Consider the following 23473-nt stretch of genomic DNA (forward strand, 5'->3'; position numbering starts at 1 on the left):
GTTCGCGGCCCGCAGGGCAATAGGGTTTCCGTCGATGTTCCTCGACCTCACCGAAAGCCAGCTCGAGCTGCAATCCACGCTGCGGAGCTATTTCGAAAACCTGATGACCCCCGAGCGGCGGGATGCCATGGAAGGCAGACGGGCGGGACAGGTTTACCGGGAGACCGTCCGCCAAATGGGCAAGGACGGCTGGCTTGGAGTCGGTTGGCCCAAGGAATGGGGCGGACAGGGCTACACCCCGCTGGAACAGCTCATCTTCTTCGAGGAGGCCAATCGGGCCGGTGTGCCCCTGCCGTTCGTGACCCTCAACACGGTGGGACCGGCCCTGAACGTGTACGGAACCGAGGACCAGAAGGCGTTCTTCCTGCCCAAGATCCTGGCTGGCGAGCTGCACTTCTCCATCGGCTACTCCGAGCCCACCGCAGGCACCGACTTGGCCTCGCTCAAGACCCGGGCGGTGCGCGACGGCGACGAGTGGATCATCAACGGCCAGAAGATATGGACCACCGGCGGCCACGAGTCCGACTGGATATGGCTGGCCACCCGCACCGATCCCGACGTGCCCAAGCACAAGGGCATCACCATCTTCGCGGTGGACACCACCCTGGACGGCTTCAGCCACACCCCCATCTGGCTATTGGGCGGGGGCCACACTAACGCCACCTACTACAACGACATCCGGGTGCCCGACTGGGCCCGCATCGGCGAGGTGAACGGAGGGTGGAAGCTCATCACCGCGCAGCTCAACCACGAGCGGGTGGGCCTGGCCCCAGCGGGCAACATCGACGGACCGCTGCGCCGGGTGGTGGACTGGGCCCGCCAGACCACCCTGGACGACGGCCGTCGGGTGATCGACCAGGAATGGGTGCGGCTGGCCCTGGCCGAGGTGTACGCCCGCAACGAGGCGCTGAAGATGTACAACTGGAAAGTGGCCGCCGCGCTGGAGGACACCGAGCTGAAGCCGGCCGATGCCTCGGCCATGAAGGTGTTCGGCACGGAGTTGAAGGTGAAGTCGTTCCAGTCCCTCATGGAGGTGCTGGGGCAGCGCTCATACCTGGTGAAGGGCACGCCGGAGGCGGTGCTCGCCGGCGAGTTGGAGCGGGCCTATCGGGGGGCTCCGGTAGGGACCTTCGGCGGCGGCGTGAACGAGGTTCAGCGCGACATCATCGCCACTGCGGGGATGGGGTTGCCCCGCTCGCCCCGCTAGAACGTTGTGGTCTGGCCGCCGTTGGAGCGGAAGACGTTGCCGGTGGTGAACTTTCCGGCGTCTGAGGCCAAGTACAGCATCAGGTAGGCCTGGTCCAGGGCTTCGCCGAGGGCACCGATTGGCGACAGGTCTCGGGCGTAGTCCAAGAACTCGTCGTAGGCCTCCTGGTTGAGGGTGCCGTCCTCATTGTGGAGCCGCCACGTAGTGAAGTTGGTGAGCGTGCTGCCGGGGGCCAAAGTACACACCCGGATGTCGTAACGGCCGACCTCCAGCGCCAGGGTGCGGCCCAGCATGGCCACTGCCGCCTTGGTGAAGGCGTAGACCCCGATGCCCTCATAGGCCAGGTCGATGGCTCCCGACGACACGTTCAGGATCACCCCGCCGCCATCGTCCTTCATGGCCCTGATGGCCGCCTGGCAGCCGTAGACCACTCCCTTGAGGTTGAGGTTGATGCCCGCGTCGAGGTCTTGGTCGGTCAGGTCCTCGATCAAACCGGGGAACATGGCGCCGGCGATGTTGGCGATGATGTCGAGTCCGCCATAGGCGTCCACCGCACGCTGCACCAGTGCGTCTACCTCGTCGCGGGAGGTCACGTTGCAGGCTTGGGCGATGGCCTCACCCCCGTCCTCGCGGATGCGTTTGACGGTGCTCTCTGCTCCCTCGCCGTCGAGGTCGCCGCACACCACCTTGGCCCCAGCGGCGGCGAACAGCTCGGCGGTGGCCTCGCCGATGCCCGAGGCGCCCCCGGTGATCACCGCCACTTTGCCGTCCAGCCGGAATGCGTCCAGCGCGTCTGCCTTCATCAGATCCTCCTGTTACCTTTGCGGCTGCTGAGATCAATCAACCGCACAAGATCAACAGCCTTGTGCGATTCATCAGGGAGCAATCATGGCAGATGGCGTGAAGGGATATGGAGTGCTGGTGACCGGTGGCGGAACGGGGATCGGCCACGCCTGCGCAGCTGCGCTGGCCGCCGACGGCGCCGCCGTCACCATTTGCGGGCGCACCGAGTCGAAGCTGGCCGATTCAGCCGAGCGCATCGGCAAAGAAGCCGCCAACGGCGGCAGCGTGTCCTACGTGGTGGCCGACGTGACCGACGAGTCCTCAGTGGCCGCCGCGGTGGCCGCTGCCGCCGAGCCCACCGGGACGCTGAACGGAGTGGTGGCAAACGCGGGCGGGGGCGGCGGAATGGGCCCCTACCACCTCCAGGACACCGACGAGTTCCTGCGGGTGCTGCATCTCAATGTGCTGGGCACCATGCTCACTGTCAAGCACTCGGTACCCCTGATGAGAGTCGCCGGGGGCGGGTCGTTCGTGGGCATGTCTTCGATCGCCGGTCACGTAACCCACATGTATTTTGGGGCCTACACCCCCGGCAAGGCGGGAATCGAGGCCATCATGCGCAATGCGGCCGACGAGTACGGCGCGGCCAATATCAGGTTCAATGCCATCCGACCCGGTTTCATCGCCACCGAGATCATGGAGGGCATCCCCCGAGACGGCGAGGTGTACGACAGCTATATCGACAACACCCCCATGGCCGATGTTGGGTACCCCGAGGATGTGGGCCATCTGGCCCGGTTTCTGATCGGCCCCGAGTCCCGATGGATAACCGGCCAATGCATCAACATCGACGGCGGCCACAGCCTGCGCAGGGGCCCGTATTTCGGCTCCTTCATCGAGCCCGCGCTGGGTCGTGATGTGATGCTGGGTGAAATACCGGGATCATGACCGGCCAGGGCGGCTCAGCAGGCGCCGAAGCAAGGAGAAGCCAGTGAAGTACTACGCCGCGGTGATGTTCGAAGAGACCGACCAGTTGGTGGACATCGCCCGGGCCGCCGAGGCCGAGGGGTTCACCGGGGTGGCCCTGGCCGACCATGTGGCCGTGCCCGCCGGATTCGCCTCGGTACACCCCTCGGGGGAGAACCCCTTCGACCACACCTCGCCATTCGCCGATCCGCTGATCACCGCCGCGGCCATGCTGAGCGCCACCACGTCGCTGGAGGTGCTCACCTACGTGTACATCCTGCCCATGCGCGAGCCGTTCTCGGTGGCCAGCCAGGTCGCCACCCTGTCGCTGATATCCAATAGCCGGCTGCGATTGGGCATTGGGGTTGGCTGGCTGCGGGAGGAGATCGAGCTTCTGGGGGCCGACCCCCGCACCCGGGGGCGGCGCACCGACGAGATGATCGAGATATGTCGCCGGTTCTGGCGCGACGGCACCGCCGAGTTCCACGGCGAGTTCTTCGACTTCGGCCCCACCGGGATGTATCCCCAGCCCGACGCGCCGATCTCCATCTGGGTGGGGGGCAAGTCGGAGGCTGCGCTGGCCCGGGCGGTCCGCAACGACGGCTGGGTAGGCATGAACTACGACCTGCCCGAGATTCACCAGCTGCTAGACCGCCTCGGCGAGCTGCGCAAAGAGGCCGGCAAAGAAGACGGGCCGTTCGAGACCATGGTGATCCCCAATGCCGATCCCTCGCCTCGACTGCACGACAAGATGAACGAGCACGGGGTCACCTCCACCATCGCCATGCCTTGGTATCCCGGCGACCCGGTCTGCGCCTCCATCGAGGCCAAGCGCGACGCCCTGGGCCGCTTCGCCGACGCCTTCATTCGGCACTGAACTCCATGGTTGACACCGCACCGCCGCTGGCCCAGGGCTCGGTGTCACTGCGGCTGTATCCCCACGACGGCCCCGCCGCTGAGCAGCTAAACGAGGTGCGCGACCTGGCCCGGCGAGCCGTGGAGGTGGGCTACGACGGGGTAATGGTGTCGGAGCACCACGCCGGTTTCCCGGGCTATTTCCCCAGCCCTCAGCAAATGGCCGGATTCCTGCTAGCGGCCATGCCGTCTGGGTGGGCTGCGCCATGCCCTCTGCTTTTGCCGATGAAGCCCTACGCGCTCATTGCGGAGGAGGTGGCCTGGCTTGCGGCAGCCTTCCCGGGTCGGGTGGGAGCGGGTTTCGCATCAGGAGCGCTGCCGGTGGACTTCGAGCTGGCAGAGGTTCCGTTCGACGAGATCAGCCCGCGATTCAAGCAGGCACTACCCCTAGTGGCGGCCGCGCTGCGAGGCGAAGCCGAGGGTCCGCTGGCCGACGACCGAGCCATCAGCGCCTGTGCCGAGAACCCGGTGCCGATGGTGGCCGCCGCCCAGTCGCACGCCGCGGTCCGTCGGGCGGCCGGGCTCGGCTTGGGCATCCTCTACGACAGCCTCCAAGCCACAGACCACGTGCGGGCGCTATCGGATGCTTACGACGAGGCCGGAGGAACCGGCCCCAAGATCCTGATTCGCCGAGTGTGGATCGGCGGCCCCCCCGGTGAGGCCGTCAACAACCAGCTTGACCTGTACCGCACCTACACCACCGAGGGCACAATGGCCCGCTGGGACCAAGGAGCCAACACCGTGCTGGCCGCCGACGGGGCCGAGGCCGCTGAGCAATTGCACGCTGAGATGGCCGCCACCGGTTCCAACACCATCAACATCCGCATCCACGTTGTCGGCCTGTCACCCGCCTATATCCGCGATCAACTCGACTTGCACGGAGAGCTCGTTGAGCATCTCAAACAGCTGATTTCTGGGTAGGGCTCCACGAGCCGTAGGCAGGAGTGAGCCTACGGCTTCATTACCACCAGGGTTCTTGCCGCCTTGTCGTGCCATCCCTGTCGATCGCGATCCCACATCAGGGCCAGGTAGCAGAGCAGAAACAGAATCTCTCCAATGTATGGAAGGTAGAAGGCGGGAACGAGCAGCACTGCGGGGAGAGTCCAGCGAATGATCGATTGCCCCAAACTGGGAGCGCGGCCCCATTCCGGCTGGAAGAGGTCTTCGGCTCGGACCACCTGCGTTCTGGTTGCCATCTTGCCGAAGGTTTGGCCTCTCATCGCGGTCAGTCCGATTTCATAGAGCGCGATGAACAAGATCGGTACCCAAAAGAGTCCTTCCACGCTTTCGGCATAGTCCCGAACAAGGTCGGCATCGTACGGCTCGTCGACCGGTATCGGCTTGATGTCTGTGAAGTGAAGGACGAGCAACAAGACAAAAGTGAACGCAAAATAGACGGCCAAATCGATGAGCCGTCCGCCAAAACGGGCGGCGCGAGAGGCCAGTTGGACCGGCTGGTCAGATGAAAGCGCTCCTTGCCCGGCGGTTGCCCCGGGGGCATGGGTCCGGCGCTCCTTCGGGGGCTCCAGGTTTTCTGCACCGGTAAGGGGGTCGAGGGATTGCACCCCGTCGTCGGCCACATGCTCGGTCCACTCTTCGCCGTCCCACCAGCGGTATTCGTGTCGGGTGGTCGGGTCTGCCTCCCAGGAGGGATTGCTCATGTGACGGTGAGGCTACCTGGTAGCTGACAATCAGCCGTCAGTCTGTCCGCGGATCGCACTCATTGTTGCCAAAGGCGATCTCGAGAGTAGGGATGAGGCTTGTACAAGTCGCCAGGATCGTCAATGACCACCGTCTTCAGCATCTTGTCCCACAGCGCCTGAAGTCGGTCGTTAGTGAGTATGGAGAGTCCGCTGACGGCCACCCAGAGGAGGCCCAAGAGAAATAGTGAAGGGATCATTTTCAGCACCAACTCGCGCAGGACCATCCACCAAATGTCAGCTGCCTCGCCTTGATCGACGCGAACCACACGCATTTTGAGCAGCTGTTTCGCGGGGGTTTGTCCTCGCGAGTAAACGTACAAAGACCAAAGCAGCCAACCGATGCCAAGTGTAACGGTGAGTAGCAGGAACTCTAGAAAAATTCCGCCAAGTCGCTTTCCCCGCGAAGACAACATGGAGAGTGGATCGGGGGTTTCTGAGCGGAACTGACCTTCGGACATGTCCGACTCCGGCATCGACGGCGGTGGCAGTGACGGAAGTGCGCCGTGCGGAAGATCTGCCTCAGCAGCGCTGACCGGATCGACGGATTGGACGCCGTCGTCGGCGACTTGGTCGGTCCACTGCTCGCCGTCCCACCAGCGATACTGGTGGCGGCTGGTTGGGTCAGGCTCCCAGGAAGAAACGCTCATACCGATCGCAGGCTATCGGGGGCATAACCAGTGGACATCCGCCTGCCCGAGGATCGGCTACCGGGCCTGCTTGACTACAACGAGGGTGTCGCCGGCCATGTCGTGCCAACCCCGACGGTCGGTGCCCCAGGTGAGGGATAGGCGGCAGAGCAGTGTCGCCAGCCACCCGACAAATGGGATCAGCAGTAGCAGCCCAGGAATGACCCAGCGCCGTATCGATCGGCCGGGTCCCGGCCTGTCGCCGTTGTCTTTGCGGATGACATGAATTCCAGTGGCCATCTTCCCCAGGGTTCGCCCCCCGGCCGAGATCATCGTGACCTCATAGAGCAAGCCGACAATGAAAACGGGTGCAATCATGACCCAATAGATCCCTAAGCCAGGCCAGGAAGCGTCTTCCCAAAAGTCCAGAGCATCGAAAGCGAAGATAATGGGGAAGATGAGGGCAATCCAAAAGAACATCATGATCTGGAAGTCCACCAGTCGAGCCCCAAGTCGGGCACCAGGGGTGGCCAGCAGCACCGGTTGACCGGTTTTGGTGCGGGCCCAGACTGCTTTGGGGGACGCAGCCCGGTTCACCTTCACCACCATGGTGCCTGCGGCCAAGTCGTGCCATCCTCGGCGGTCCCGGCGCCAGGTCAGAGCGAGAAAGCACAGTGGGGCCAAGATCAACCCGGCGAAGGGGACCAGGCCCAGCAAGCTGGGGATAGACCACCTGCGCAGCGCCATGCCGACACCGGGAATGCTGCCGTCCTTGATTCCTACCATTTTGATCCCCGCGGCCATCTTGCCCAAGGTCTGGCCCTTTGTGGCAGTGAACGCGACCTCGTAGACGAAGCTGATGAACAACACCACCCCGAAGACAATCCAATCTTCAACGGTTGGTGACGTTACGAAAATACCGGCGAAATCGCGCCAGTTGATGTCCCCTTCCGTTGTGAAGAATGCGGGGAATGCAAGTGGCGTGGAGACCAGGAATGAGTCAATGAGCTTCGCCCCGAGCCGGGCGCCGGGACTTGCTAGCGTCACGCTCCGCCCGTCGCCGAATTCGGCCATTCGGCCGCCGAAGTGAAATTGTCCCGCCTCAGCGGCCTGTGGATCAGAAGGGGTGGGCAGGGTGTCGAGGCCAGCGACTGGATCGCTGGTGGCAACGCCGTCGTCTGCCACGTAGTGGGTCCATCTTTCGCCGTCCCACCAGCGGTACTGGTGACGGCCGGTGGGGTCAGGGAACCAGGCCAGGGTGCTCATTGTTCAGATGGGGACGGCCAATCGCCCAACTAGCCATCTGCCCCAGTCTACGACTGACGGCGGGAACGGTCGAAGAGGTAGTCGGGGTCGTGAACCACCACCGTCTTCAGCATCATGTCCCACAGCGCTTGATTCCGGTTGCTGACTAGCAGGGCGATTGCGTTGGCCAATAGCCAGAGAATGCTGAGTCCGGGAAAGATCAACTCCAAGGGAATGGCAATCAGCGTGCTCAGCACGAAGTTACGCAGAGCCATCCATCCCCAGTGTGCGGCTCTGCGCTCTTCCAGCCGCACCACCCTCATTTTGAGCAGTTGTTTGGCCGGGGTCTGGCCGCGTGCCCAGACGATAAGCATCCAAATGAGGTAGCCAATGCCCAGGGTGACAAGTGCCAGCGGGATCTCAAGCAGGTACGCCCCGAACCGCCGGCCCTTCGACGCCAGCATAGAAAGTGGGTCGGGGGTCCCTGACCTTGAACCGGGCATTGGCACTCCCGGGACCGACCCTGGAGGCGGAGGCGGCGATGGTGGCGCATTGCGGGGGAGGTTCGCTTCGCTAGAGGTGATTGGATCGACAGACTGGATGCCGTCGTCAGCTACTTGGTCGGTCCACTCTTCGCCGTCCCACCAGCGATACTGGTGGCGGCCGGTGGGGTCGGGGTCCCAGGACGAAACGCTCATGCTGGTATCAGGGTAGTAGTTGGCAGCGGCAACCTGATACCGGGAAGCTGATGCGGATGACTGGTTATGACGAGTTCTCCATGCTGGCGGACAATGCCTCTGAGGTGGGGCTTGAGTGGGACGGGGCGCCGCTGGTGGAGCGGTGGCGGGTGGAATTGCCCAGTGGGCTCGGCTTGAGCGCCATCGTGTGGGGCGACGCCTCACCCCGGGTGGTGTTCATACACGGAGGCGCCCAGAACGCCCACACTTGGGACACGGTGGTGTTGGCGCTGGGGGAGCCGGCTGTGGCCATTGATCTGCCCGGTCATGGGCACTCCGACTGGCGACCCGAGCACGACTACTGGCCGCCGTCGATGGCCGATGACGTGGCCGTGGCCATCCGGGAACTGGCTCCGCAGGCGGAGTTGGTGGTGGGCATGTCGCTGGGCGGGCTGACGGCCATCTGCCTGGGGGCTCGCCACCCGGAGCTCGTGCCCTCGCTGGCGGTGGTGGACGTGACTCCCGGCACTGACCACGCCAAGGCCGAGCCCATCGTGGAGTTCATCTCCGGACCCCAGACTTTTGAGAGCTTCGACGACATCTTGGGCCGGACCATGGAGTTCAACCCCACCCGCACAGAGTCGTCGCTGCGGCGGGGCATCATCCACAACGCCTTCGAGCAGCCTGACGGAAGCTGGACTTGGCGGTGGGACCCGGTGCGGGATTGGAAGCTCACCGATCCGGCCAAACCGGGCGGGGGCAGCCCCGAGTTCTCCGACCTGTGGACCTCAGTGGACGCGCTGGCGTGCCCGGTGGTGCTGTACCGGGGCGCGAGCTCAGGCGTGGTGGGCGACGAGGATGTCGAGGAGCTTCTACGCCGTCAGCCCGACGCCGAGGTGGTCGTGGTGGCCGACGCCGGCCACAGCATCCAGGGCGACCAGCCGCGGGAGCTGGCCCGCTTGCTGGCCTCTCGCCTGAGCTAAGCCCTAATCGTTGCCGTAAGCGGCAGTGAGGCGCTCGGCGCCGCCGATGCCGGGAGCGGGCTGGCCGCCGGGATAGCGCGCTTCGTAGACCTCGGCCAGGCCGTCTCGCCAGCTCACCTGGCACGGCCCGGTGAGCGAAATCCGCTTGGTCGGATCGGCCCCGCTGCCGGGCTGCGAACCGGGGAAGGCGTCGTAGAAGACCTCGGGCATTTTCCCGGAGAGCTCGCCCAGCAGCATCACCCAGTCCTCGGCCTTGACGTGCTCGTCGCCACCCCAGTTGACCACCGTGGCCGGAACCGATGCCGCGGCCAACAGCGGCTCAACGTGGGCGTTCATGTCGTCTTGGTGGATGGGGGAGTAGGGCGACGGGGCCGGGGCCCGCAGCCGGATCGGCAGGTCGTTCATCAGCCAGTCCATGTGGTACACGGGCAGCCCTCCGTTGGGCCCGTAGCTGGCGTTGATGCGGGCGATGGTGGTGGGCAGGTTGAGCGCTCGGGCAATGGTCCGGGCCACCGCCTCCCCGCCGATCTTCGACATCGAGTAGGTAGGGGCGTGCACCGCGTGGCAGTCGCCGATGCGGTCGGTCTCGGTGTAGAGGTGCCACGGGTCGGGGTGGGGGTGGTACACCGAGCAGGTGGAGGCGATGAGCGCGGCCTTGGCCTTGTGGCAGTGGGCCATGAGCAGGCCAGTTCCCTCGGCGTTCACCTGAATGGCCCAGTCGTAGTCGAGGCCCTGTCCCTGGAAAGCCGCCATGTGGACTAGGTAGTCGAAGTCGTCGGGCAGCATCGAGAAGTCACCGTCGGCCACGTCCGCAACCTCGGTGTGGACTCCGGCGGCCTCCACCATCTCCCGGCTGCCCTCGGCGCTGAACCGGGCGATTCCCCACACCTCGTTGTGCTCGGCCAGATAGGCGGCCATGGGGAGGGCGATCTGACCGGTCATGCCGGTTATGAGGATCTTCTGGTCTTGCAGCATGGGAACTCCTTCGCAGGTTCTAGAGGTCGTCGATCAGCTTGAACAGCTCGGCCGAAGCCAGTCCGGCTTCTGCTCCCGCCTGGGCCAGCCTGTCGGCCACCCACGCGTGGAGTCGGGCCAGGTCGGCATGGCTGGGGTTGGGGGGCAGGTCCAGGGTGGTCTCGTATTGGCTGACGAAGGCCTCGATGGCTCTTGCCTTGGCCGACTCGAATCCTGAGGTGTCCTCGGCGTGATCGGGCTCGTCGGCCTCGAACAGGAGGAGGGCGTCGGGGCGGTGGGGGGCCATGCCCAGCTCGGGGAAGAAGTGGGGGTCGCGAGCAGCCACAATGCCGTCAACGGTCAGCCAGCCGGCATGGCGGTGATCGGGATGGAGCCGCCATCGCCGCCACGGGTCATGGCCCAGCACCACGGTGGGGCGCAGGGTCCTGATCCACGAGGCCACCTGCCGGCGGGGTTCCGGCCCTGATTCCAGCTCCCCGTCAACCCAGCCCAAGAACACCACATCGTCAGAAGCACCCAGCCGCCGAGCCGACTCGCGCTGCTCGTCTTGGCGCACGGCCACCAGCTTGTCCAGGTCGGCATCGGGGTCCCAGGTTCCCTTGGAGCCGTCGGTACACACCAGCAGGCTCACCTCGCAGCCGCGGGCCGCCCATTTGGCCAGGGTGGCCCCGGTGTTCAGCTCGATGTCGTCGGGATGGGCCCCGATGGCCAGCGCCCGCTCAGGGGTGGCCAGATCCTGCGACCTCACGCCGTCACTGCCAGCTCGTCCAAGTCGGCGGGAACGTCGATGTCGAGTCCGAAGGCGGGGTCGCGCAGAATGCGCAGGCTGCGTCCCTGCCGCTGGGCTTCGGCCGTGTGGCGGGCGAACGAGCCTCGTCCGTAGGAGAACTCAAACGGGCAGTCGCTGGGCAGGGCGATTACGTTGGTGCCGTCGTTGCGGCGGTCGGGCACCAGAGTGATGCCGGGCCAGTCACCCAGCGGAGTCAGTGATCCGGCCCGCGGGAGGTCTCCATGGGCCACGATCACCCGGTCGAAACCTGCATCTCGCAGGTGGTCCACCCCGCTGCGCACCGCGCCGTTCAGCCCGGTACCGGGACGCCACACCACCTCGGCCCCCACGGATTCGGCCCAGTCGCGCACCCCGTCGTCGTCGCACACCACCGCCACTGCCAGTGGAGCGGCCGACTGAACCACGTGGGTGGCCATGTCGCGGGCCAGAGCAGCCCGCTCCTCGGCCCCAAGAGCGGGTGCCAACCGGAGCTTGGCCTCGGCGAAGGCCTTCACCGGGATCAACACCGCCACCGTCGGCCCTGGGCTCACCCGCAGGAGTCTACGGCCATCGGCTCTGGCGGCCCATACGCAGTACCACTGGCCTGTTTCGGTACTGATCCGTCTACGCTCAGTGCCTATGTCGAACAGGGTCGCGGTCGTCGGCGGAGGGTCGTGGGGCACCACGGTTGCCCATCTGGCCGCGCACAACGAGCCTACCGTATTGTGGTGCCGCGATCCGAAGACGGCCGCCGCCGTGAACGAGCGCCAAGTCAATCCCCGCTATCTGCCCGGCTTCGATCTGCATCCCCATCTGCGGGCCACCACCGATTTGGAACAGGCAGTGGCGGAGGCCGAGGTGGTGGTGATGGGGATTCCGTCGTCCGCGTTCCGACAAGTCCTGGAGAAAGTAACCCCTCATCTGCGACCGTGGGTGCCGGTGGTGAGCCTCACCAAAGGGCTGGAGCGGGGCACCCGCCAACGCATGACCGAGATCATCAACCAGGTGGCGCCCGCCCATCCTGCGGGCACCCTCACCGGCCCCAACCTGGCCAAGGAGATCCTGGCCGGACATGCGGCCACATCGGTGATGGCCATGGCCGACGACACCGTGGCCACCGCCCTTCAAGGGGTGTTCACCACCGAGCGCTTCCGGGTCTACACCAATGACGACGTGATCGGCTGCGAGCTGGGCGGCACCCTCAAGAACGTGATCGCCCTGGCCTCGGGCATGGTGGACGGCCTTGGTGCGGGGGACAACACCCGAGCGGCGGTGATTACCAGGGGGTTGGCAGAGATGGGCCGTCTCGGCACCGCCATGGGCGGTCGGGCCGACACCTTTGCCGGACTGGCCGGGATGGGCGACCTACTGGCCACATGCATAAGTCCCCAGAGTCGTAACCGCCATGTGGGCGAGCAGATCGGACTGGGCCGCAAGGCCAAAGCGGTGGTGGCCGAGATGGACCAGGTGGCCGAAGGTGTGTTCACCGCGGGGGTAGTAGTGGAGTTGGCCGCCGAGCACAGCGTGGAGATGCCCATCAGCACCGAGGTGCATGCGGTGATCAAGGGCACGCGGACCGCGGCCGAGGCGTCGATGGTGCTGATGGGGCGCCAAACCCGCCCCGAGCCAGAGGCGACCAGGGCGTCGCGTTTCCGCCGATTGTGGCCGGAGAAGGCGGATTCCAAGGGGTCGCCGCTGCGCCGGCTCTGGCGGTTCGTTACCCGATCTTCTTGATGAGCAAGCCTCTCGATGTTCTCGGTGCCCCCGGGTGGGGGGAGGTGGATACCCGCGGGTCGGTACGCCCCGGTTCCGGGGAATGGACGCTGGACTGGTGGGTAGGGGCGTCGGATCGCTGGCACCGGGCATCGCAGGAGGCCGCCGTGCGCCAGAGCGATGTGGGGGCCGGTGCGGTGGTAGAGACCCGCATGAAGTTGCCCGACGGGGATGCGGTGCAGCGGGTGTGGGCGGTCGCCGCTGGCGGAGGGCCAGCGGCGGCGGTGGTGGAGGTGGGAAACGACGCCGCCACCGCTTTTGCCGTTGCGCTGGTGGTGGAGGCTCCGGGGTCGGTGCTGTCGGTGGAGACCACCGGAGTGACCGTCGGCGGCCAGCCGGTGCTGGCGTGGGATCGTCCTCCGGCGGGTGCTGCGGTCGGGCCTGATGCCGTGGAGGCTTTGCTTGAGGCTGAAGGCGGGGCCACCACAGGGTTGGACCGCAAGGGCCGTGACGTGGCCGCCTCAGTGTGGCCGCTGCCCCATACTGCCCGGATGGCGGTGAGCGCATCGCTGGGCCGGGGCAAAGTGCCGGCGCCCCCTGATCTGCCCGACGCCGAGGCGGTGGTGCGGGGCTGGCAGGCCCACCTGGACCGAGGGACCCGGATCGAGGTGCCCGATGAGGGCTTGGCCCGGCGCATCGACCGCAATCGCCGCCGATGGCTGGGGCAAACCGGCCGCATGGAGACCTTCGACGTTGCCGAACTCTGCGAACTGTCGGTGCGGCTCGACCATCACGGCTACCACGACGATGCCGAGGTGGTGCTGGATGAGATCGCCGCCCGTTGGACCACCGAGGTGCCAACTGAGCGGTTGACAGCGTTCACCGTTCACCACGACCTGACGGGCGACCAAAAAACCGCGGTTCGATTTGTTGAGGCTGTGGCCGAGGCGGTGGAGGCTGCCGCCCGCGTCGGATCAGCCGTGCCGGTTGATCCGGTCGATCGCCTCTTGATCGCCGCGGGCCAGGATCGGGCCGCGCAAGACCTCCGCCGTCTCCACCTGGATGCGGCTGAACCTCCTGCTGAAGGGCTGCGGTCCGAGCTGGTGGCCGACCACGGCGAAGATCTGCTGGTGGCTCCCGGCTTCCGACCAGCATGGCGGGGAGGGTCGCTGGCCGTCTACGGGCTGCCCACTCGGTTCGGAACGCTGTCCTATGCAGTGCGCTGGCACGGCGCCCGCCCCGCGCTGCTGTGGGAGCTGGACTCCCGGCCCGGCCAGGAACCGGTTGTGATCCAAGCCCCCGGGCTGGATGAGAGCTGGTCGAGTCGGGAACCGACCGGAGAAACGCTTTTGGCCGCACCCCAATAGCTACCTTGAAGAGATGCGGGCCGCACTCAAGTCGGCTGCCCCCACATTGGCGGTCGAGCGCCGTTTGTGGGCCGAGGGCCACCAAGTGGTCGTGGGCATGGACGAGGTGGGCAAAGGGGCGTGGGCCGGCCCTCTCACCCTGGTGGCCGCGGTGCTGCCCACCGACCGGAGGGTCTACCGGGTGCGCGACTCCAAGGCCTTAACCGAAGCCGAACGGGAGGGACTCTTCGACCGGATTGCCGATTGGTGCGTCGCCTGGTCCGCAGGCCACGCCAGCAACGACGAGTGCGACGAGCTGGGCATGTCGGCGGCTCAGCGGCTGGCCGCTCGGCGGGCACTGGACGGCCTGGGCCTAGAAGCCGACGCAGTGCTGGTAGACGGCCGGTGGGATTTCGTGGGCAACGGCAAGACCCAGTCCTTGGTCAAGGGCGACACCACCTGCCTGACCATCGCGGCCGCGTCCATCCTTGCCAAGGTCACCCGCGACCGCCTCATGCGAGCCGCAGCCGAAGACCACCCCGATTACAACTTCGACAGCAACAAGGGCTACCCCTGCCCCCGCCACCGCGCCGCCCTAGCCGCCCAAGGCCCCACCCCCCTGCACCGCCGCTCCTGGGCCTTCATGGACACCCACGGCTGGTCCCACCTCCGCATCCCCTCTGGTCCGGATGCGGCCCTTCCGTTCTGATTGACTGGGAGAGTGGTATCGCTGGGCGAGGTGTTCGATGGCGTGACGGTGGCGGCTTTGGCCGGGTCGCGTGTGTACGGGCGGGGATTGGCCTATTTTGACGGTGGGAAGGTCGAGCTGGCTGCGGTTCGAGATGGGCGGTTGCAGGCGACGGTTCGGGGGACTATGCCGTATATGGTTGAGCTGTGGGTCGGCGAAGGCGGGCCGCAGTGGTCGTGTACCTGCCCCGCTGCTGAAGACGGCTCGTTCTGCAAGCACGCGGTGGCGATCGCGCTGTCTTTGGAGGCCGGGAACGAGCGGACGGGTTCGAGGTCGGTCGAGAAGGAAGATCGCGCTCTGAGCAGGGGATCGTCATGGGGGTCGACGTCGGCTGAGGACGACGATTTGGCTGCTTTTGTGGAGGGACTCGGGTCGAAGCGGCTGGCTGAGATCGTGCTGGATCAGGCCGCGTCGGATTGGCGTTTGAGGGAGCTTCTGTTGGCCGAGGTCCAAGCCGCTCGAGGGGCTGGTCCCGACACGGGGGTGTGGCGTCGTCGGATTGACCGGGCCTTTGCCCCCGGCGAATATTCTCGCGGCGGCTTCATCACCTATTACGAGGCGCCTGGGTGGGCCGCCGGGATCGACGAGGTGATCGACGCTCTCGACGGCCTCTGTGATACCGGCCACCACGACGCTGCGGCCCGTTTGGCCGAGCACGCTCACCGCTGCGCCGAGAAGGCCATCGAATACGTCGACGATTCCGACGGCTGGCTGACCGGTTTCTCCGAGCGGCTGTCGGAACTGCACCTGCGGGCCTGCGAGGCCGACCCACCCGACCCGGCCGGTCTGGCCGCTCGCTTGGTGGAGCTCGAACTAGGCTCTGATTTGATCGGCTTCGACCGGTGCGCTGCCACCTACCGGGAGGTTCTGGGCGCGGAGGGTTTGGCTGCGTTCCGCGTGCGTCTCGATTCGCACCGAACCCAGATCGACATCGATGGCGACCACGGTTTCGGCGGAGACTTCAAACTGCAAAATGCGCTGGCCGGCTGGGCGCTCGGCACCCGGGATCCGGACTTCCTCATCGAGGTATACAGCCTGAGCCGGCCGCACGCCGACGACTACTTGGACATCGTGGATGTCCTTGATCGCGTCGGCCGGGTGGATGAGGCGATGGACTGGGCCCGTCGCGGCCTGGCCGAATGGGGCAGCAGGTCATACATGGCCGGCGGGCTTCGTAACTTTCTGGCCGGCAGGCTGCGCGACCGCGGCGAAGATGGGGCCGCGGTCGAACTCTATTGGCAGGCGTTCGCATCGGATCCGTCGGTGTCGGCATACAGTCGCTTGCTCTTGGAGGACGACCAGCAGGATTGGCTGCGGCGCTGCGGAGACCATCTCCGCGGCGCGCTGAGCAGCCGCCAAAGGGTTGGAGACGACAGGACATCAACCCCGGATGCGGCGTTTCGATGGCCTGGGTCGCCTGTTCCTCAGACTGCTTCGGCACTGGTGAGCATCCTTCTCTACGAGGGAATGATCGATGAAGCCTGGCAGGCGGCCAACGACTATGGCGCCGGATCGGAGACTTGGCTCACGCTGGCTCGGGCACGGGAGCGCGACCACCCTCTGGATGCGATAGCGGTGTATGAGCAGTCGGCTCTGGCGACCGTCGAAAGCAAGAACGCGAAGCTGTACCAGTCGGCGGTCGATCTCGCAGCCCGCATCCGCCGACTGGCAGACTCGGCCGGCGAGCCGGGTCGCTTCTCATCACTGCTGGAGAGGCTTCGCGCCGAACACCGCCCCAAGCGCAAGCTCCAAGCTCTCCTCGACGCCCAGGGCTGGTGAAGGGCTTGTCTCGTCTAGCTCCAGAGGGCGCAAATCGGGATGGCGTGGATGCGCTCTTCAAGAGTGAACTTGCCTGGCCCGGTGTGGAGCAGTACTCCTGCTTTGAACTGGTCGCCCATCTGGTCGCGCAACCAGATCAAATGACGGGCGTGGGCAAGCGTGGGAGCACTGTGGGCTTTGATCTCAATTCCGATTATTCCGCGGGCACCGAGGTCGACGATCAAGTCCACTTCGTGGCGTCCGTCGCGGTCGCGTAGATGATAAAGCTGGGGCCGAAGCGGGTCCACGGCGGCCTCGGCCCGCAACTGGTTGGCGACGAAGGTGTCGACGAGGCGACCGAGCAGATCGCCGTCGCTCATCACCAGGTCCAAGTCGGCTCGAACCGCCGCACCCCACAGCCCGGTGTCGGCGACATATCGCTTTGGGGATCGAGCCAGTCGCTTAAGACGGTTGCTGCTCCACGCTGGAATTTCGGCAATGACTCCGATGTCTGCCAACAACCTGATGTGGGAGAGTGCAGTGCGCCGATCAAGCCCGACAGCCTGGTAGAGCGTGTTGTCGTTGACGATCCCCGCGGAGTTCAGGGCATAGGCCTGGAAGAACTCAGCTATCTTGACCTGAGCCTCCCCGTTGCGATTTCCGGGCACATCGTGGGCGAGCATTTGCTCGATATAGCTGCGCAGCCAGTCATCTCGGATGCTGCCGGATAGTTCAACCGCCGGCTCCGGAAAGCCGCCGCGCAACGCGACCTCGGCGTAGTCGCGCAGATCGGGGGGATCGCTTGGCAGATTGAGCGACTCGCCGCTGATCAGTCCGCTTACGAAGTGGCGAGGGGGTTTGGAGAGTTGTTCGCGCACCGTTAGCGGGTGCATGTTCATCCTGATGAGTCGGCCGGTGCCTGGCCAAAGTGCTGGATCGGCCTCGGATCGAACTGAGCCCGTCAGGATGAATCTCCCTGGTCGGCGCTCGGTGTCCACAGCCCGCTTGACGGCCCCGAGCACGCTCGGACACGCCTGCCACTCGTCGAGCAGCAAGGGCTCGGGGCGTGCACGCAGGGCAGCGTCAGGGTCGGCCTCGAAGGGAAGGGCCTCAGGCGTGTTGTCCAAACGAACGACGCTTGCCGCGTGCCGCAGCGCGGTGGTGGTCTTGCCCGAGGCCCGGGCACCGGTGATCATGACAGCGGGCGCAGACGCCATCACTTCGGTGAGCCAAGGGTCCACAAGGCGGTCCAGATACTTCTCCACAGTGCCAGCGTATCCTGCCTCAGAGAAGGCGATGTCGCTTCTGCGCATAGATTTATGTCGAAATGGCGCACCTGTTGATGCCGATTTGGCGCATTTCCAACTGCGGTACCACCTCCCTTTCTATCGCGGCAGTGTCGGTCCTGGCCAAGGTCACCCGCGACCGGGTCATGCGGTCCGCGGCAACTACTTGTCTCCGCCCCAGGCGGTTTCAACGGTATCGAAGTCAAAGCGCTCGGGTTGACTGAGCAGCCCGATCAGCTCAAGGCGCCGCTTGGCATTGACGATCTCCAATGAACTCCATTCCAACGATTCCGACTTCATTCGCGGAATCACCGTGGTCTTTTAAAGTCTAGATATCTCAGAACTGACTTCACTGGGATTAACCAGGCGTGTCGGCTCGGATGATCCCTGATTGGGCGGCGGTTAGGTCGATTTGGGTATCGGCGCAGTCGTTGGTGGCGTGATGGAGGATGGTGTTGTACTCGGCCTGGTCCATGGTCAGCTGCCACCGGTATTTGATGGTGGTCCACCAAGCCAAGTAGGTGCATAGGGCTTCGGAATCGGGAGGGAGCCATTCGGCTGGGTCTCTGGCGCCCTTGCTTCTATTCGTGCTCGCGGATACGGCGATGAGGTGCTCAGGAAGCGTCAAGTCGTTGGCGTAAAGCTGTCTGGTGAGAGCGTCCCAAGCCCAACCCCCTGACTGATGAGCCTCGGCCAAGGCCACGACGTGGTCGACATCGAGCTGTCTGGCGACGGTGATTTCCTCTCCGTCGTAGTAGCTGTGCCACTGGCCCTCTCGGATCCTTCCTCCTTCAACCAGCGGATCAACCAGGGTTTCGTCGGCGAGGACTTCTTGCCTGGTGTCAAGGCCGTCGCCGTCGGCATCGGTCCAATGCTCCCAATCACCTCGGTCGTATCCCTCTTGTTGCTCATCGGTGACCGTGACTCGGGACAAGAGGTCGGCCAAAGAGATCCAACCTTGGGACTGAGACACAGTCGGAGCAGGTGTTGGGGTGGCTTCCCAAGTGGGGTCAGGTTGTGGGGAGGGAGCAACAGCCAACGTCGGGGTCGGGCCGGGTGTGGGTTGGCTGGTGGCCGGTGGGGTCGGGCCGGGTGTGGGTTGGCTGGTGGCCGGTGGGGTCGGGCCGGGTGTGGGTTGGCTGGTGGCCGGTGGGGTCGGGCTCAGAGAAGTGGGGGTTGGGGTGGGCAACGTCGTGGGAGTTCCCTCAGCAGTTGGCTCTTCTCGGTCGAGTGAGACGCAGCTTGACAAAAGGGCAGCAGTCGCGACGGCGGCAATCGTCAGAAGCAAACGGCGGGGAGTGGGCTCGCGGCGCATCACTTCCATTTTCCCGCAATGGACGTCGCCGGGCTTACGGGTTGTCTACGCTCTGCCATCTTGATTGACCGTGCGGTAGCGGCTACCGGGTACGATCTCGGGGCGTATGGGGCAGCCGGTGACTGTTGTGGAGAGGGCTACGAGCCGTCCGGGAGTGATCCGCTATGAGATCAACCGGAGCATCACCGGTACTGGTCACGAGCATTACTCCGTCGGGCGAGAGGTTGCTGGGGAGCGGCCGGTGGATGAACTGGCTCGCCGTTTGTTCGACCGGGGCGGCGTCGACGCCATCCATGTGAACAGCAACATCATCACCGTGGATCTGGCCAAAGGCGGCACCGGGGACGGCATCGGCGACCTGATCGCCAACCTGTTCATCTACTACGGCCCCGGCGTCGAGGTGCCCACTATCCCTGAAGGGGACTGACGGGCGGCAGAGGCGATGACCTCTCGCCGCGAGGCCGCCGAGCGCTGGTTCATCCGGCGGGGAGTTCCCCACGTAATCCACGACTACCGGGCCAGCACCGATGTCTTCACCCGGGCCGTGCCGTTCTTGGCCCTGGTGTTTCTGGTCGAGATTTTCGCCTCCTTTGGCGACCGCTTCGACGGCTGGGCGCAGTTCGGCGTGTTCTGGGCCGGCGCGGGCATCGCATTGGGGGCAGTGGCGGCGGTCAATCGGCTGAGGGGTCGGCGGCTGTTCCAGCTTCCCGATCGGGTGGGCGCCATTGAGCTGGCCGTGTTCGTGCTGGTTCCTCCCGCGTTGCCCGCCTTGTTCTCTGAAGATCGATTGTCGGATACCGCAGGCCTGGCGCTGATCAACGTCGCCCTGCTCATTGGGGCGTACGTGGTGGTGAGCTTCGGGCTGCTCCCCATGCTGTTCTGGGCCGGGGCCTACTCCGTCAACCAGATTGCTTTGATCGGCCGATTGGTAGGGCGAATTCTGCCGCTGCTTCTGGTGTTCAGCGCGTTCTTGTTCCTGAACGCCGAAGTGTGGCAAGTGGCCCATGACTTCCCCTGGCCCTTCTACGCCATCGTGCTGGGGGTGTTCGGCCTCATAGCTCTTGGCTCTGTGGCGGTTCGGGTGCCGTCTGAGCTGGTGGGCTTGGCCCGCTTTGAGAGCTGGGAGCAGGCCTGTGAGTTGATCGACGGGTGTGATTCGCCGCTGGCGCCGGCGACGCCGCCCGTGGACTTCTCTGTATCCGCCGTTCCGACGCTCGACCGCATGGACCGGGTGAATCTGGGACTGCTGATGTTCGTTGCTCAAGCCGTTCGAGTGCTGCTCGTCGGAGTGGTGATCGGAGCGTTCTATGTGGCCTTCGGCCTGTTGGCGGTGCGAGAGGCCACCATCGTGTCGTGGGTGGCGTCGGACGCGCTGGATCCCCTGGCCCGCTTCGGCTTTTTCGGCAACGAGCTGGTGCTCACCTGGGAGTTGCTGGCGGTGTCGGGCTTCATCGCCACGTTGTCCGCCCTTCAGTTTGCAGTGTCAACCATCATCGACAAGGCCTACCGGGAGCACTTCTACGACGACATGGCCCACGAGGCTCGCGAGGTGCTGGCTACCCGAGCCTTGTATTTGGCCGAACTCAGCCGGGAGGCCGAGCGGGAAGACGGTTAGCCAACTGCCCCGTTGCGCAGAAACGCGCCGGGCAGAGCGCCGGTGGATCGGTCGTCGGCCCAGGTGGGAACGCCGTTGACCACGGTGGCCCGATAGCCGGCCGGCTTGCGGCTGTAGCGCCAGCTGCCGGTGGGGAGGTCGTCGACTCGGACCTCGTCGCCTAGATCGATTTCGTCGAGGGCGAACACGGCCAGATCGGCGGCCATGCCCTCGGCCACGGAACCCCGGCCGGAAATGCCGAAGAACGCGGCCTGCTTGCCGGTCACCGAGTGAACCGCCTCCTCGATGGAGAGCAGCTCCAGTTCGCGCACCATCTCGGTCAGGAAGAAGGTGGCGTCGCCGGCCCCGACGAACATCTGGATGTGGGCACCGGCATCCGACGCCCCGTTCACCGTCAGCGGCGAGCGGGCCATGGCGGCCAGCGTCTCGTTGTCCACCGGCTGGGGCTGGGTCTTGAGGTGGGTGCCCATGTTGTTGTCCAGCAGCCAGTCGGCCACCGCGTCCGACAGGTGTACGCCCCGGGCGTCGGCCAGATCGGCGATGGAGCGCCCGGCCCATTCGGCGTTTCGGGGCTCGTCGGAGGCCAGCAGGATCATGTGGGGGCGGTTGATGGGGGCCAGCGTGTAGGTGCAGGCATCCCAGTCGCGGCGGGCCCGCTCCCGCCAGGCCTCGTCGCGCAGCATGGCCATCTTGGCCTCGTCGCCGTCCACGTTGCACAACTCGTGCCACGCCTCTACGCCGCTCCACATGATCGACCGCTCGAAGTGCAGGTTCACGTAGCCGGGCCGCACCGAGAAGAGTGTGGCCATTTCCCCGCCCTCGGCGTTGAGCCGCTCCACCAGATCCAGCGAGGTCTTGCGCTCCTTGGCCCGGTTCTCCTGGGCGAAGAAGCCGCCCCAGTTGGCCCGGATTCCCCGATCCCGGCACAGCGCGGCCATGCGCTCCATGTCGCCGGGGAAGTGCTCGAATTCGAAGGCCCGGGGCACGAATTGGAAGGTGGCGCCAGGGTGGGCGGCCACCACGTCGAGAAGGTCGCCCCACTCCTGGTCGTCGGCCATGCGGCTGGGCACCAGCCGGTTGTGGCGGTCCAAGTCCATCAGCGAAGTCGACAGGCCAAAGGCCCCGGCGGACAGGCCCTCGTTGAGCAGGTGGGCCATCTCGGCCCGCTCGGCTTCGGTGGCGGTCCGCTCCCACGCCTCGGCGCCCATGACCCACATCCGCAGGGTCTGATGGGGGAAGAAGGCGGCCACGTTGAGCGCCGTCGGGTGCTCGTCATTGGCGGCCTGGTACTCGGGCCAGGTCTCCCACGTCCACGGGATGGCCGTCTCGAAGGCGTCGGTGGGCAGATCCTCGATGAAGCACATGAGCTCGATGAGCTGGTTGCGGTCGGCCTCTCGCAGCGGCGCCAGGCCCAGCCCGCAGTTGGCCAGCACCACGCTTGTGGTGCCGTGCGACGGCATGGGGTCGATGTGGGGGTCCCACCACAGCGATCCGTCGTAGTGGGTGTGGGGCTCGATGAACCCCGGTGTCACCAAGGCGCCGCCGGCGTCTACCTCGGGCTCGCCGTCGGGCCGAAGTCCCGGTCCCACTTCGGCGATCTTTCCCGAGCGCACCCGCACGTCAGCCTCATAGGAGGGAGCGCCGGTGCCGTCAACCACCGTCCCCCCGCGAACCAGCAAATCTCCTGAATCCATGCCAGAACCTTAGGAGGAAAATTGCGCCAAACCCGACTCGGCTCTGAGGGAGAATTAGCAGATCGCATCGAGCCCATTTGATGCGGTGTTGAAGGACAAGGGTTGTCATAGTGGAGTCCGATGGCTGAGCCAGAACAATTGGTGGTCGAAGCCGAACGACAGGCGGCGGCCGCGACCACCCTCGATGAGCTGAGCGCGGTGCGGACCGCGATGACCGGCAAGCGATCTCCTCTAGTGGCGGCTCGCAAGGCACTGGGCGACATGGAGCCCGACGCCCGTAAGCAAGCCGGACAGGCCTTGAACGCGGCCAAGGCGTCCATCGACGAGATTCTGAGCGCCCGCGAGGCCGAGCTGTCGGCCGCGGCCCGGGCCGAGAAGCTGGCGGCCGAGCGACTCGATCTCACCGAGGTTACCGAGCAACCCGCCAGCGGCCATCTCCACGTGATCACCCAAACCTGGCAGGAGTTGGAGGACGTGTTCGTGGGCATGGGGTATCGGGTGGCCGAAGGTCCCGAGATCGAGAGCGAGTGGTACAACTTTGGCGCCCTGAACTTCCCCCTTGGGCACCCGGCCCGGGATATGTACGACACCCTGTACGTGGACTACGGCGAGCCAGGCACCACCCTGTTGCGCACTCACACCTCCCCGGTGCAGGCCCGGGTGATGGAGAACCAGGAGCCCCCAATCTACGTGGTGGCCCCCGGCCGGTGCTTCCGCCAGGACACCGCCGACGCCACCCACATGCCGGTGTTCCACCAGATCGAGGGGCTGGTGGTGGACCGCCACACCACCCTGGGCGACCTGGCCGGGACCATCGAGGCGTTCACTGCCGCCTACTTCGGCCCTGGCTTCTCCTCTCGGCTGCGGCCCTCCTATTTCCCGTTTACCGAGCCGTCAGCCGAATTCGACATTCAGCGCCCCGACGGCACCTGGCTGGAGCTGGGGGGCTGTGGCATGGTGCACCCCAACGTGTTCGAGGCCTGCGGCATCGACCCCGAGCAGTGGCAGGGGTTCGCCTTCGGCTTCGGCATCGACCGCTTAGCACTTATCCGGTTCGGCATCGACGACCTGCGCGAGCTGTGGACCAACGACATCCGCTTTTTGGAGCAATTCTGATGGTTCGCCGTTCCCAAATATCTGAGGCGCAAG

The 23473-nt window shown here is 65.5% G+C and carries 24 protein-coding genes; 12 read left to right on the plus strand and 12 right to left on the minus strand.

What is annotated here, in order from left to right; all coding sequences use genetic code 11:
* Positions 1-34 precede the first annotated feature (34 nt).
* The gene (locus ACOQPI_RS10430) at positions 35-1207 is read left to right on the plus strand and encodes an acyl-CoA dehydrogenase family protein (RefSeq protein WP_420619582.1); all 1173 of its coding nucleotides are present in this window, start codon (positions 35-37) and stop codon (positions 1205-1207) included.
* Here ACOQPI_RS10430 and ACOQPI_RS10435 read toward each other — a convergent pair.
* Complete coding sequence (locus ACOQPI_RS10435; RefSeq protein WP_420619583.1) at positions 1204-2010, minus strand: SDR family NAD(P)-dependent oxidoreductase; 807 nt, start codon at positions 2008-2010, stop codon at positions 1204-1206. The genes ACOQPI_RS10430 and ACOQPI_RS10435 overlap by 4 nt on opposite strands.
* Positions 2011-2095: 85 nt before the next feature.
* Between ACOQPI_RS10435 and ACOQPI_RS10440 the strand changes: the two genes are divergently transcribed.
* Genes ACOQPI_RS10440 through ACOQPI_RS10450 form a run of 3 tightly spaced genes read left to right on the plus strand, consistent with a single transcriptional unit; the run spans position 2096 to position 4792 of the window.
* A complete protein-coding gene (locus tag ACOQPI_RS10440; protein WP_420619584.1) occupies positions 2096-2938 on the plus strand; it encodes an SDR family oxidoreductase in 843 nt (280 codons plus the stop codon).
* Positions 2939-2981: 43 nt separating this feature from the next.
* On the plus strand, positions 2982-3833 hold the full coding sequence (locus ACOQPI_RS10445) for a TIGR03619 family F420-dependent LLM class oxidoreductase (RefSeq protein ID WP_420619585.1): 852 nt from the start codon (positions 2982-2984) through the stop codon (positions 3831-3833).
* Positions 3834-3838: 5 nt separating this feature from the next.
* Entirely contained in the window at positions 3839-4792 is a 954-nt protein-coding gene (locus tag ACOQPI_RS10450) for an LLM class flavin-dependent oxidoreductase (RefSeq protein ID WP_420619586.1), read from the plus strand.
* A 29-nt stretch (positions 4793-4821) separates the two neighbouring features.
* Here the strand turns inward: ACOQPI_RS10450 and ACOQPI_RS10455 are convergent, their stop codons facing one another.
* The 4 genes from ACOQPI_RS10455 to ACOQPI_RS10470 are packed head-to-tail and all read right to left on the minus strand — an operon-like array spanning position 4822 to position 8143.
* The gene (locus tag ACOQPI_RS10455) at positions 4822-5532 is read right to left on the minus strand and encodes an RDD family protein (RefSeq protein ID WP_420619587.1); all 711 of its coding nucleotides are present in this window, start codon (positions 5530-5532) and stop codon (positions 4822-4824) included.
* A gap of 59 nt (positions 5533-5591) precedes the next feature.
* The gene (locus ACOQPI_RS10460) at positions 5592-6221 is read right to left on the minus strand and encodes an RDD family protein (protein WP_420619588.1); all 630 of its coding nucleotides are present in this window, start codon (positions 6219-6221) and stop codon (positions 5592-5594) included.
* A gap of 57 nt (positions 6222-6278) precedes the next feature.
* A complete protein-coding gene (locus ACOQPI_RS10465; RefSeq protein WP_420619589.1) occupies positions 6279-7466 on the minus strand; it encodes an RDD family protein in 1188 nt (395 codons plus the stop codon).
* Between the two features lie 47 nt (positions 7467-7513).
* A complete protein-coding gene (locus tag ACOQPI_RS10470; RefSeq protein ID WP_420619590.1) occupies positions 7514-8143 on the minus strand; it encodes an RDD family protein in 630 nt (209 codons plus the stop codon).
* 50 nt (positions 8144-8193) lie between these two features.
* On the opposite strand from ACOQPI_RS10470, the gene ACOQPI_RS10475 reads away from it, so the two are divergent.
* Positions 8194-9105 (plus strand): alpha/beta fold hydrolase, encoded by a 912-nt coding sequence (locus ACOQPI_RS10475; RefSeq protein WP_420619591.1) that lies wholly within the window; start codon positions 8194-8196, stop codon positions 9103-9105.
* Positions 9106-9108: 3 nt separating this feature from the next.
* Here ACOQPI_RS10475 and ACOQPI_RS10480 read toward each other — a convergent pair whose 3' ends face one another.
* From ACOQPI_RS10480 to cofC, 3 genes are read right to left on the minus strand one after another with little or no spacing between them, the layout of a single operon-like run.
* A complete protein-coding gene (locus ACOQPI_RS10480; RefSeq protein WP_420619592.1) occupies positions 9109-10080 on the minus strand; it encodes an NAD-dependent epimerase/dehydratase family protein in 972 nt (323 codons plus the stop codon).
* Between the two features lie 19 nt (positions 10081-10099).
* On the minus strand, positions 10100-10828 hold the full coding sequence (locus ACOQPI_RS10485) for a PIG-L deacetylase family protein (protein ID WP_420619593.1): 729 nt from the start codon (positions 10826-10828) through the stop codon (positions 10100-10102).
* Positions 10825-11400 carry a 2-phospho-L-lactate guanylyltransferase gene (gene cofC, locus ACOQPI_RS10490; RefSeq protein ID WP_420619594.1) on the minus strand — a complete coding sequence of 192 codons (576 nt, stop codon included), beginning with the start codon at positions 11398-11400 and terminating at the stop codon, positions 10825-10827. Before cofC ends, ACOQPI_RS10485 begins: the two co-directional genes overlap by 4 nt.
* Positions 11401-11488: 88 nt before the next feature.
* On the opposite strand from cofC, the gene ACOQPI_RS10495 reads away from it, so the two are divergent.
* From ACOQPI_RS10495 to ACOQPI_RS10510, 4 genes are read left to right on the plus strand one after another with little or no spacing between them, the layout of a single operon-like run.
* Complete coding sequence (locus tag ACOQPI_RS10495) at positions 11489-12583, plus strand: NAD(P)H-dependent glycerol-3-phosphate dehydrogenase (RefSeq protein WP_420619595.1); 1095 nt, start codon at positions 11489-11491, stop codon at positions 12581-12583.
* The gene (locus ACOQPI_RS10500) at positions 12583-13929 is read left to right on the plus strand and encodes a hypothetical protein (protein ID WP_420619596.1); all 1347 of its coding nucleotides are present in this window, start codon (positions 12583-12585) and stop codon (positions 13927-13929) included. The genes ACOQPI_RS10495 and ACOQPI_RS10500 overlap by 1 nt, the downstream gene beginning before the upstream one ends.
* Positions 13930-13942: 13 nt before the next feature.
* Complete coding sequence (locus tag ACOQPI_RS10505) at positions 13943-14617, plus strand: ribonuclease HII (RefSeq protein ID WP_420619597.1); 675 nt, start codon at positions 13943-13945, stop codon at positions 14615-14617.
* A 12-nt stretch (positions 14618-14629) separates the two neighbouring features.
* Positions 14630-16435 (plus strand): SWIM zinc finger family protein, encoded by a 1806-nt coding sequence (locus ACOQPI_RS10510; protein WP_420619598.1) that lies wholly within the window; start codon positions 14630-14632, stop codon positions 16433-16435.
* 14 nt (positions 16436-16449) lie between these two features.
* Here the strand turns inward: ACOQPI_RS10510 and ACOQPI_RS10515 are convergent, their stop codons facing one another.
* From ACOQPI_RS10515 to ACOQPI_RS10525, 3 genes are all read right to left on the minus strand, one after another.
* Complete coding sequence (locus ACOQPI_RS10515) at positions 16450-17679, minus strand: ATP-binding protein (RefSeq protein ID WP_420619599.1); 1230 nt, start codon at positions 17677-17679, stop codon at positions 16450-16452.
* A gap of 183 nt (positions 17680-17862) precedes the next feature.
* Positions 17863-18012 carry a hypothetical protein gene (locus tag ACOQPI_RS10520; RefSeq protein WP_420619600.1) on the minus strand — a complete coding sequence of 50 codons (150 nt, stop codon included), beginning with the start codon at positions 18010-18012 and terminating at the stop codon, positions 17863-17865.
* Between the two features lie 46 nt (positions 18013-18058).
* On the minus strand, positions 18059-18646 hold the full coding sequence (locus tag ACOQPI_RS10525; protein WP_420619601.1) for a GmrSD restriction endonuclease domain-containing protein: 588 nt from the start codon (positions 18644-18646) through the stop codon (positions 18059-18061).
* A 487-nt stretch (positions 18647-19133) separates the two neighbouring features.
* On the opposite strand from ACOQPI_RS10525, the gene ACOQPI_RS10530 reads away from it, so the two are divergent.
* The gene (locus tag ACOQPI_RS10530; RefSeq protein WP_420619602.1) at positions 19134-19442 is read left to right on the plus strand and encodes a hypothetical protein; all 309 of its coding nucleotides are present in this window, start codon (positions 19134-19136) and stop codon (positions 19440-19442) included.
* A 15-nt stretch (positions 19443-19457) separates the two neighbouring features.
* On the plus strand, positions 19458-20630 hold the full coding sequence (locus ACOQPI_RS10535) for a hypothetical protein (protein WP_420619603.1): 1173 nt from the start codon (positions 19458-19460) through the stop codon (positions 20628-20630).
* On the opposite strand, the gene ACOQPI_RS10540 is transcribed toward ACOQPI_RS10535, so the two are convergent.
* Positions 20627-22324: an N-acyl-D-amino-acid deacylase family protein gene (locus ACOQPI_RS10540; RefSeq protein WP_420619604.1), complete on the minus strand. Its 1698-nt coding sequence runs from the start codon at positions 22322-22324 to the stop codon at positions 20627-20629. The genes ACOQPI_RS10535 and ACOQPI_RS10540 overlap by 4 nt on opposite strands.
* Before the next feature lie 120 nt (positions 22325-22444).
* On the opposite strand from ACOQPI_RS10540, the gene pheS reads away from it, so the two are divergent.
* The gene (gene pheS, locus ACOQPI_RS10545) at positions 22445-23440 is read left to right on the plus strand and encodes a phenylalanine--tRNA ligase subunit alpha (RefSeq protein WP_420619605.1); all 996 of its coding nucleotides are present in this window, start codon (positions 22445-22447) and stop codon (positions 23438-23440) included.
* Positions 23441-23473 lie beyond the last annotated feature (33 nt).

This window comes from Candidatus Poriferisocius sp., from assembly GCF_965219815.1.
Taxonomy (GTDB): domain Bacteria; phylum Actinomycetota; class Acidimicrobiia; order Acidimicrobiales; family Bin134; genus Poriferisocius.

Coding starts and splice junctions, on each gene's coding strand:
- ACOQPI_RS10430 (WP_420619582.1), top strand. CDS start 35: ATGTTCCTCGACCTCACCGAAAGCCAGCTCGAGCTGCAATCCACGCTG.
- ACOQPI_RS10435 (WP_420619583.1), bottom strand. CDS start 2,010: ATGAAGGCAGACGCGCTGGACGCATTCCGGCTGGACGGCAAAGTGGCG.
- ACOQPI_RS10440 (WP_420619584.1), top strand. CDS start 2,096: ATGGCAGATGGCGTGAAGGGATATGGAGTGCTGGTGACCGGTGGCGGA.
- ACOQPI_RS10450 (WP_420619586.1), top strand. CDS start 3,839: ATGGTTGACACCGCACCGCCGCTGGCCCAGGGCTCGGTGTCACTGCGG.
- ACOQPI_RS10455 (WP_420619587.1), bottom strand. CDS start 5,532: ATGAGCAATCCCTCCTGGGAGGCAGACCCGACCACCCGACACGAATAC.
- ACOQPI_RS10460 (WP_420619588.1), bottom strand. CDS start 6,221: ATGAGCGTTTCTTCCTGGGAGCCTGACCCAACCAGCCGCCACCAGTAT.
- ACOQPI_RS10465 (WP_420619589.1), bottom strand. CDS start 7,466: ATGAGCACCCTGGCCTGGTTCCCTGACCCCACCGGCCGTCACCAGTAC.
- ACOQPI_RS10470 (WP_420619590.1), bottom strand. CDS start 8,143: ATGAGCGTTTCGTCCTGGGACCCCGACCCCACCGGCCGCCACCAGTAT.
- ACOQPI_RS10475 (WP_420619591.1), top strand. CDS start 8,194: ATGCGGATGACTGGTTATGACGAGTTCTCCATGCTGGCGGACAATGCC.
- ACOQPI_RS10480 (WP_420619592.1), bottom strand. CDS start 10,080: ATGCTGCAAGACCAGAAGATCCTCATAACCGGCATGACCGGTCAGATC.
- ACOQPI_RS10495 (WP_420619595.1), top strand. CDS start 11,489: ATGTCGAACAGGGTCGCGGTCGTCGGCGGAGGGTCGTGGGGCACCACG.
- ACOQPI_RS10500 (WP_420619596.1), top strand. CDS start 12,583: ATGAGCAAGCCTCTCGATGTTCTCGGTGCCCCCGGGTGGGGGGAGGTG.
- ACOQPI_RS10505 (WP_420619597.1), top strand. CDS start 13,943: ATGCGGGCCGCACTCAAGTCGGCTGCCCCCACATTGGCGGTCGAGCGC.
- ACOQPI_RS10535 (WP_420619603.1), top strand. CDS start 19,458: ATGACCTCTCGCCGCGAGGCCGCCGAGCGCTGGTTCATCCGGCGGGGA.
- ACOQPI_RS10540 (WP_420619604.1), bottom strand. CDS start 22,324: ATGGATTCAGGAGATTTGCTGGTTCGCGGGGGGACGGTGGTTGACGGC.
- pheS (WP_420619605.1), top strand. CDS start 22,445: ATGGCTGAGCCAGAACAATTGGTGGTCGAAGCCGAACGACAGGCGGCG.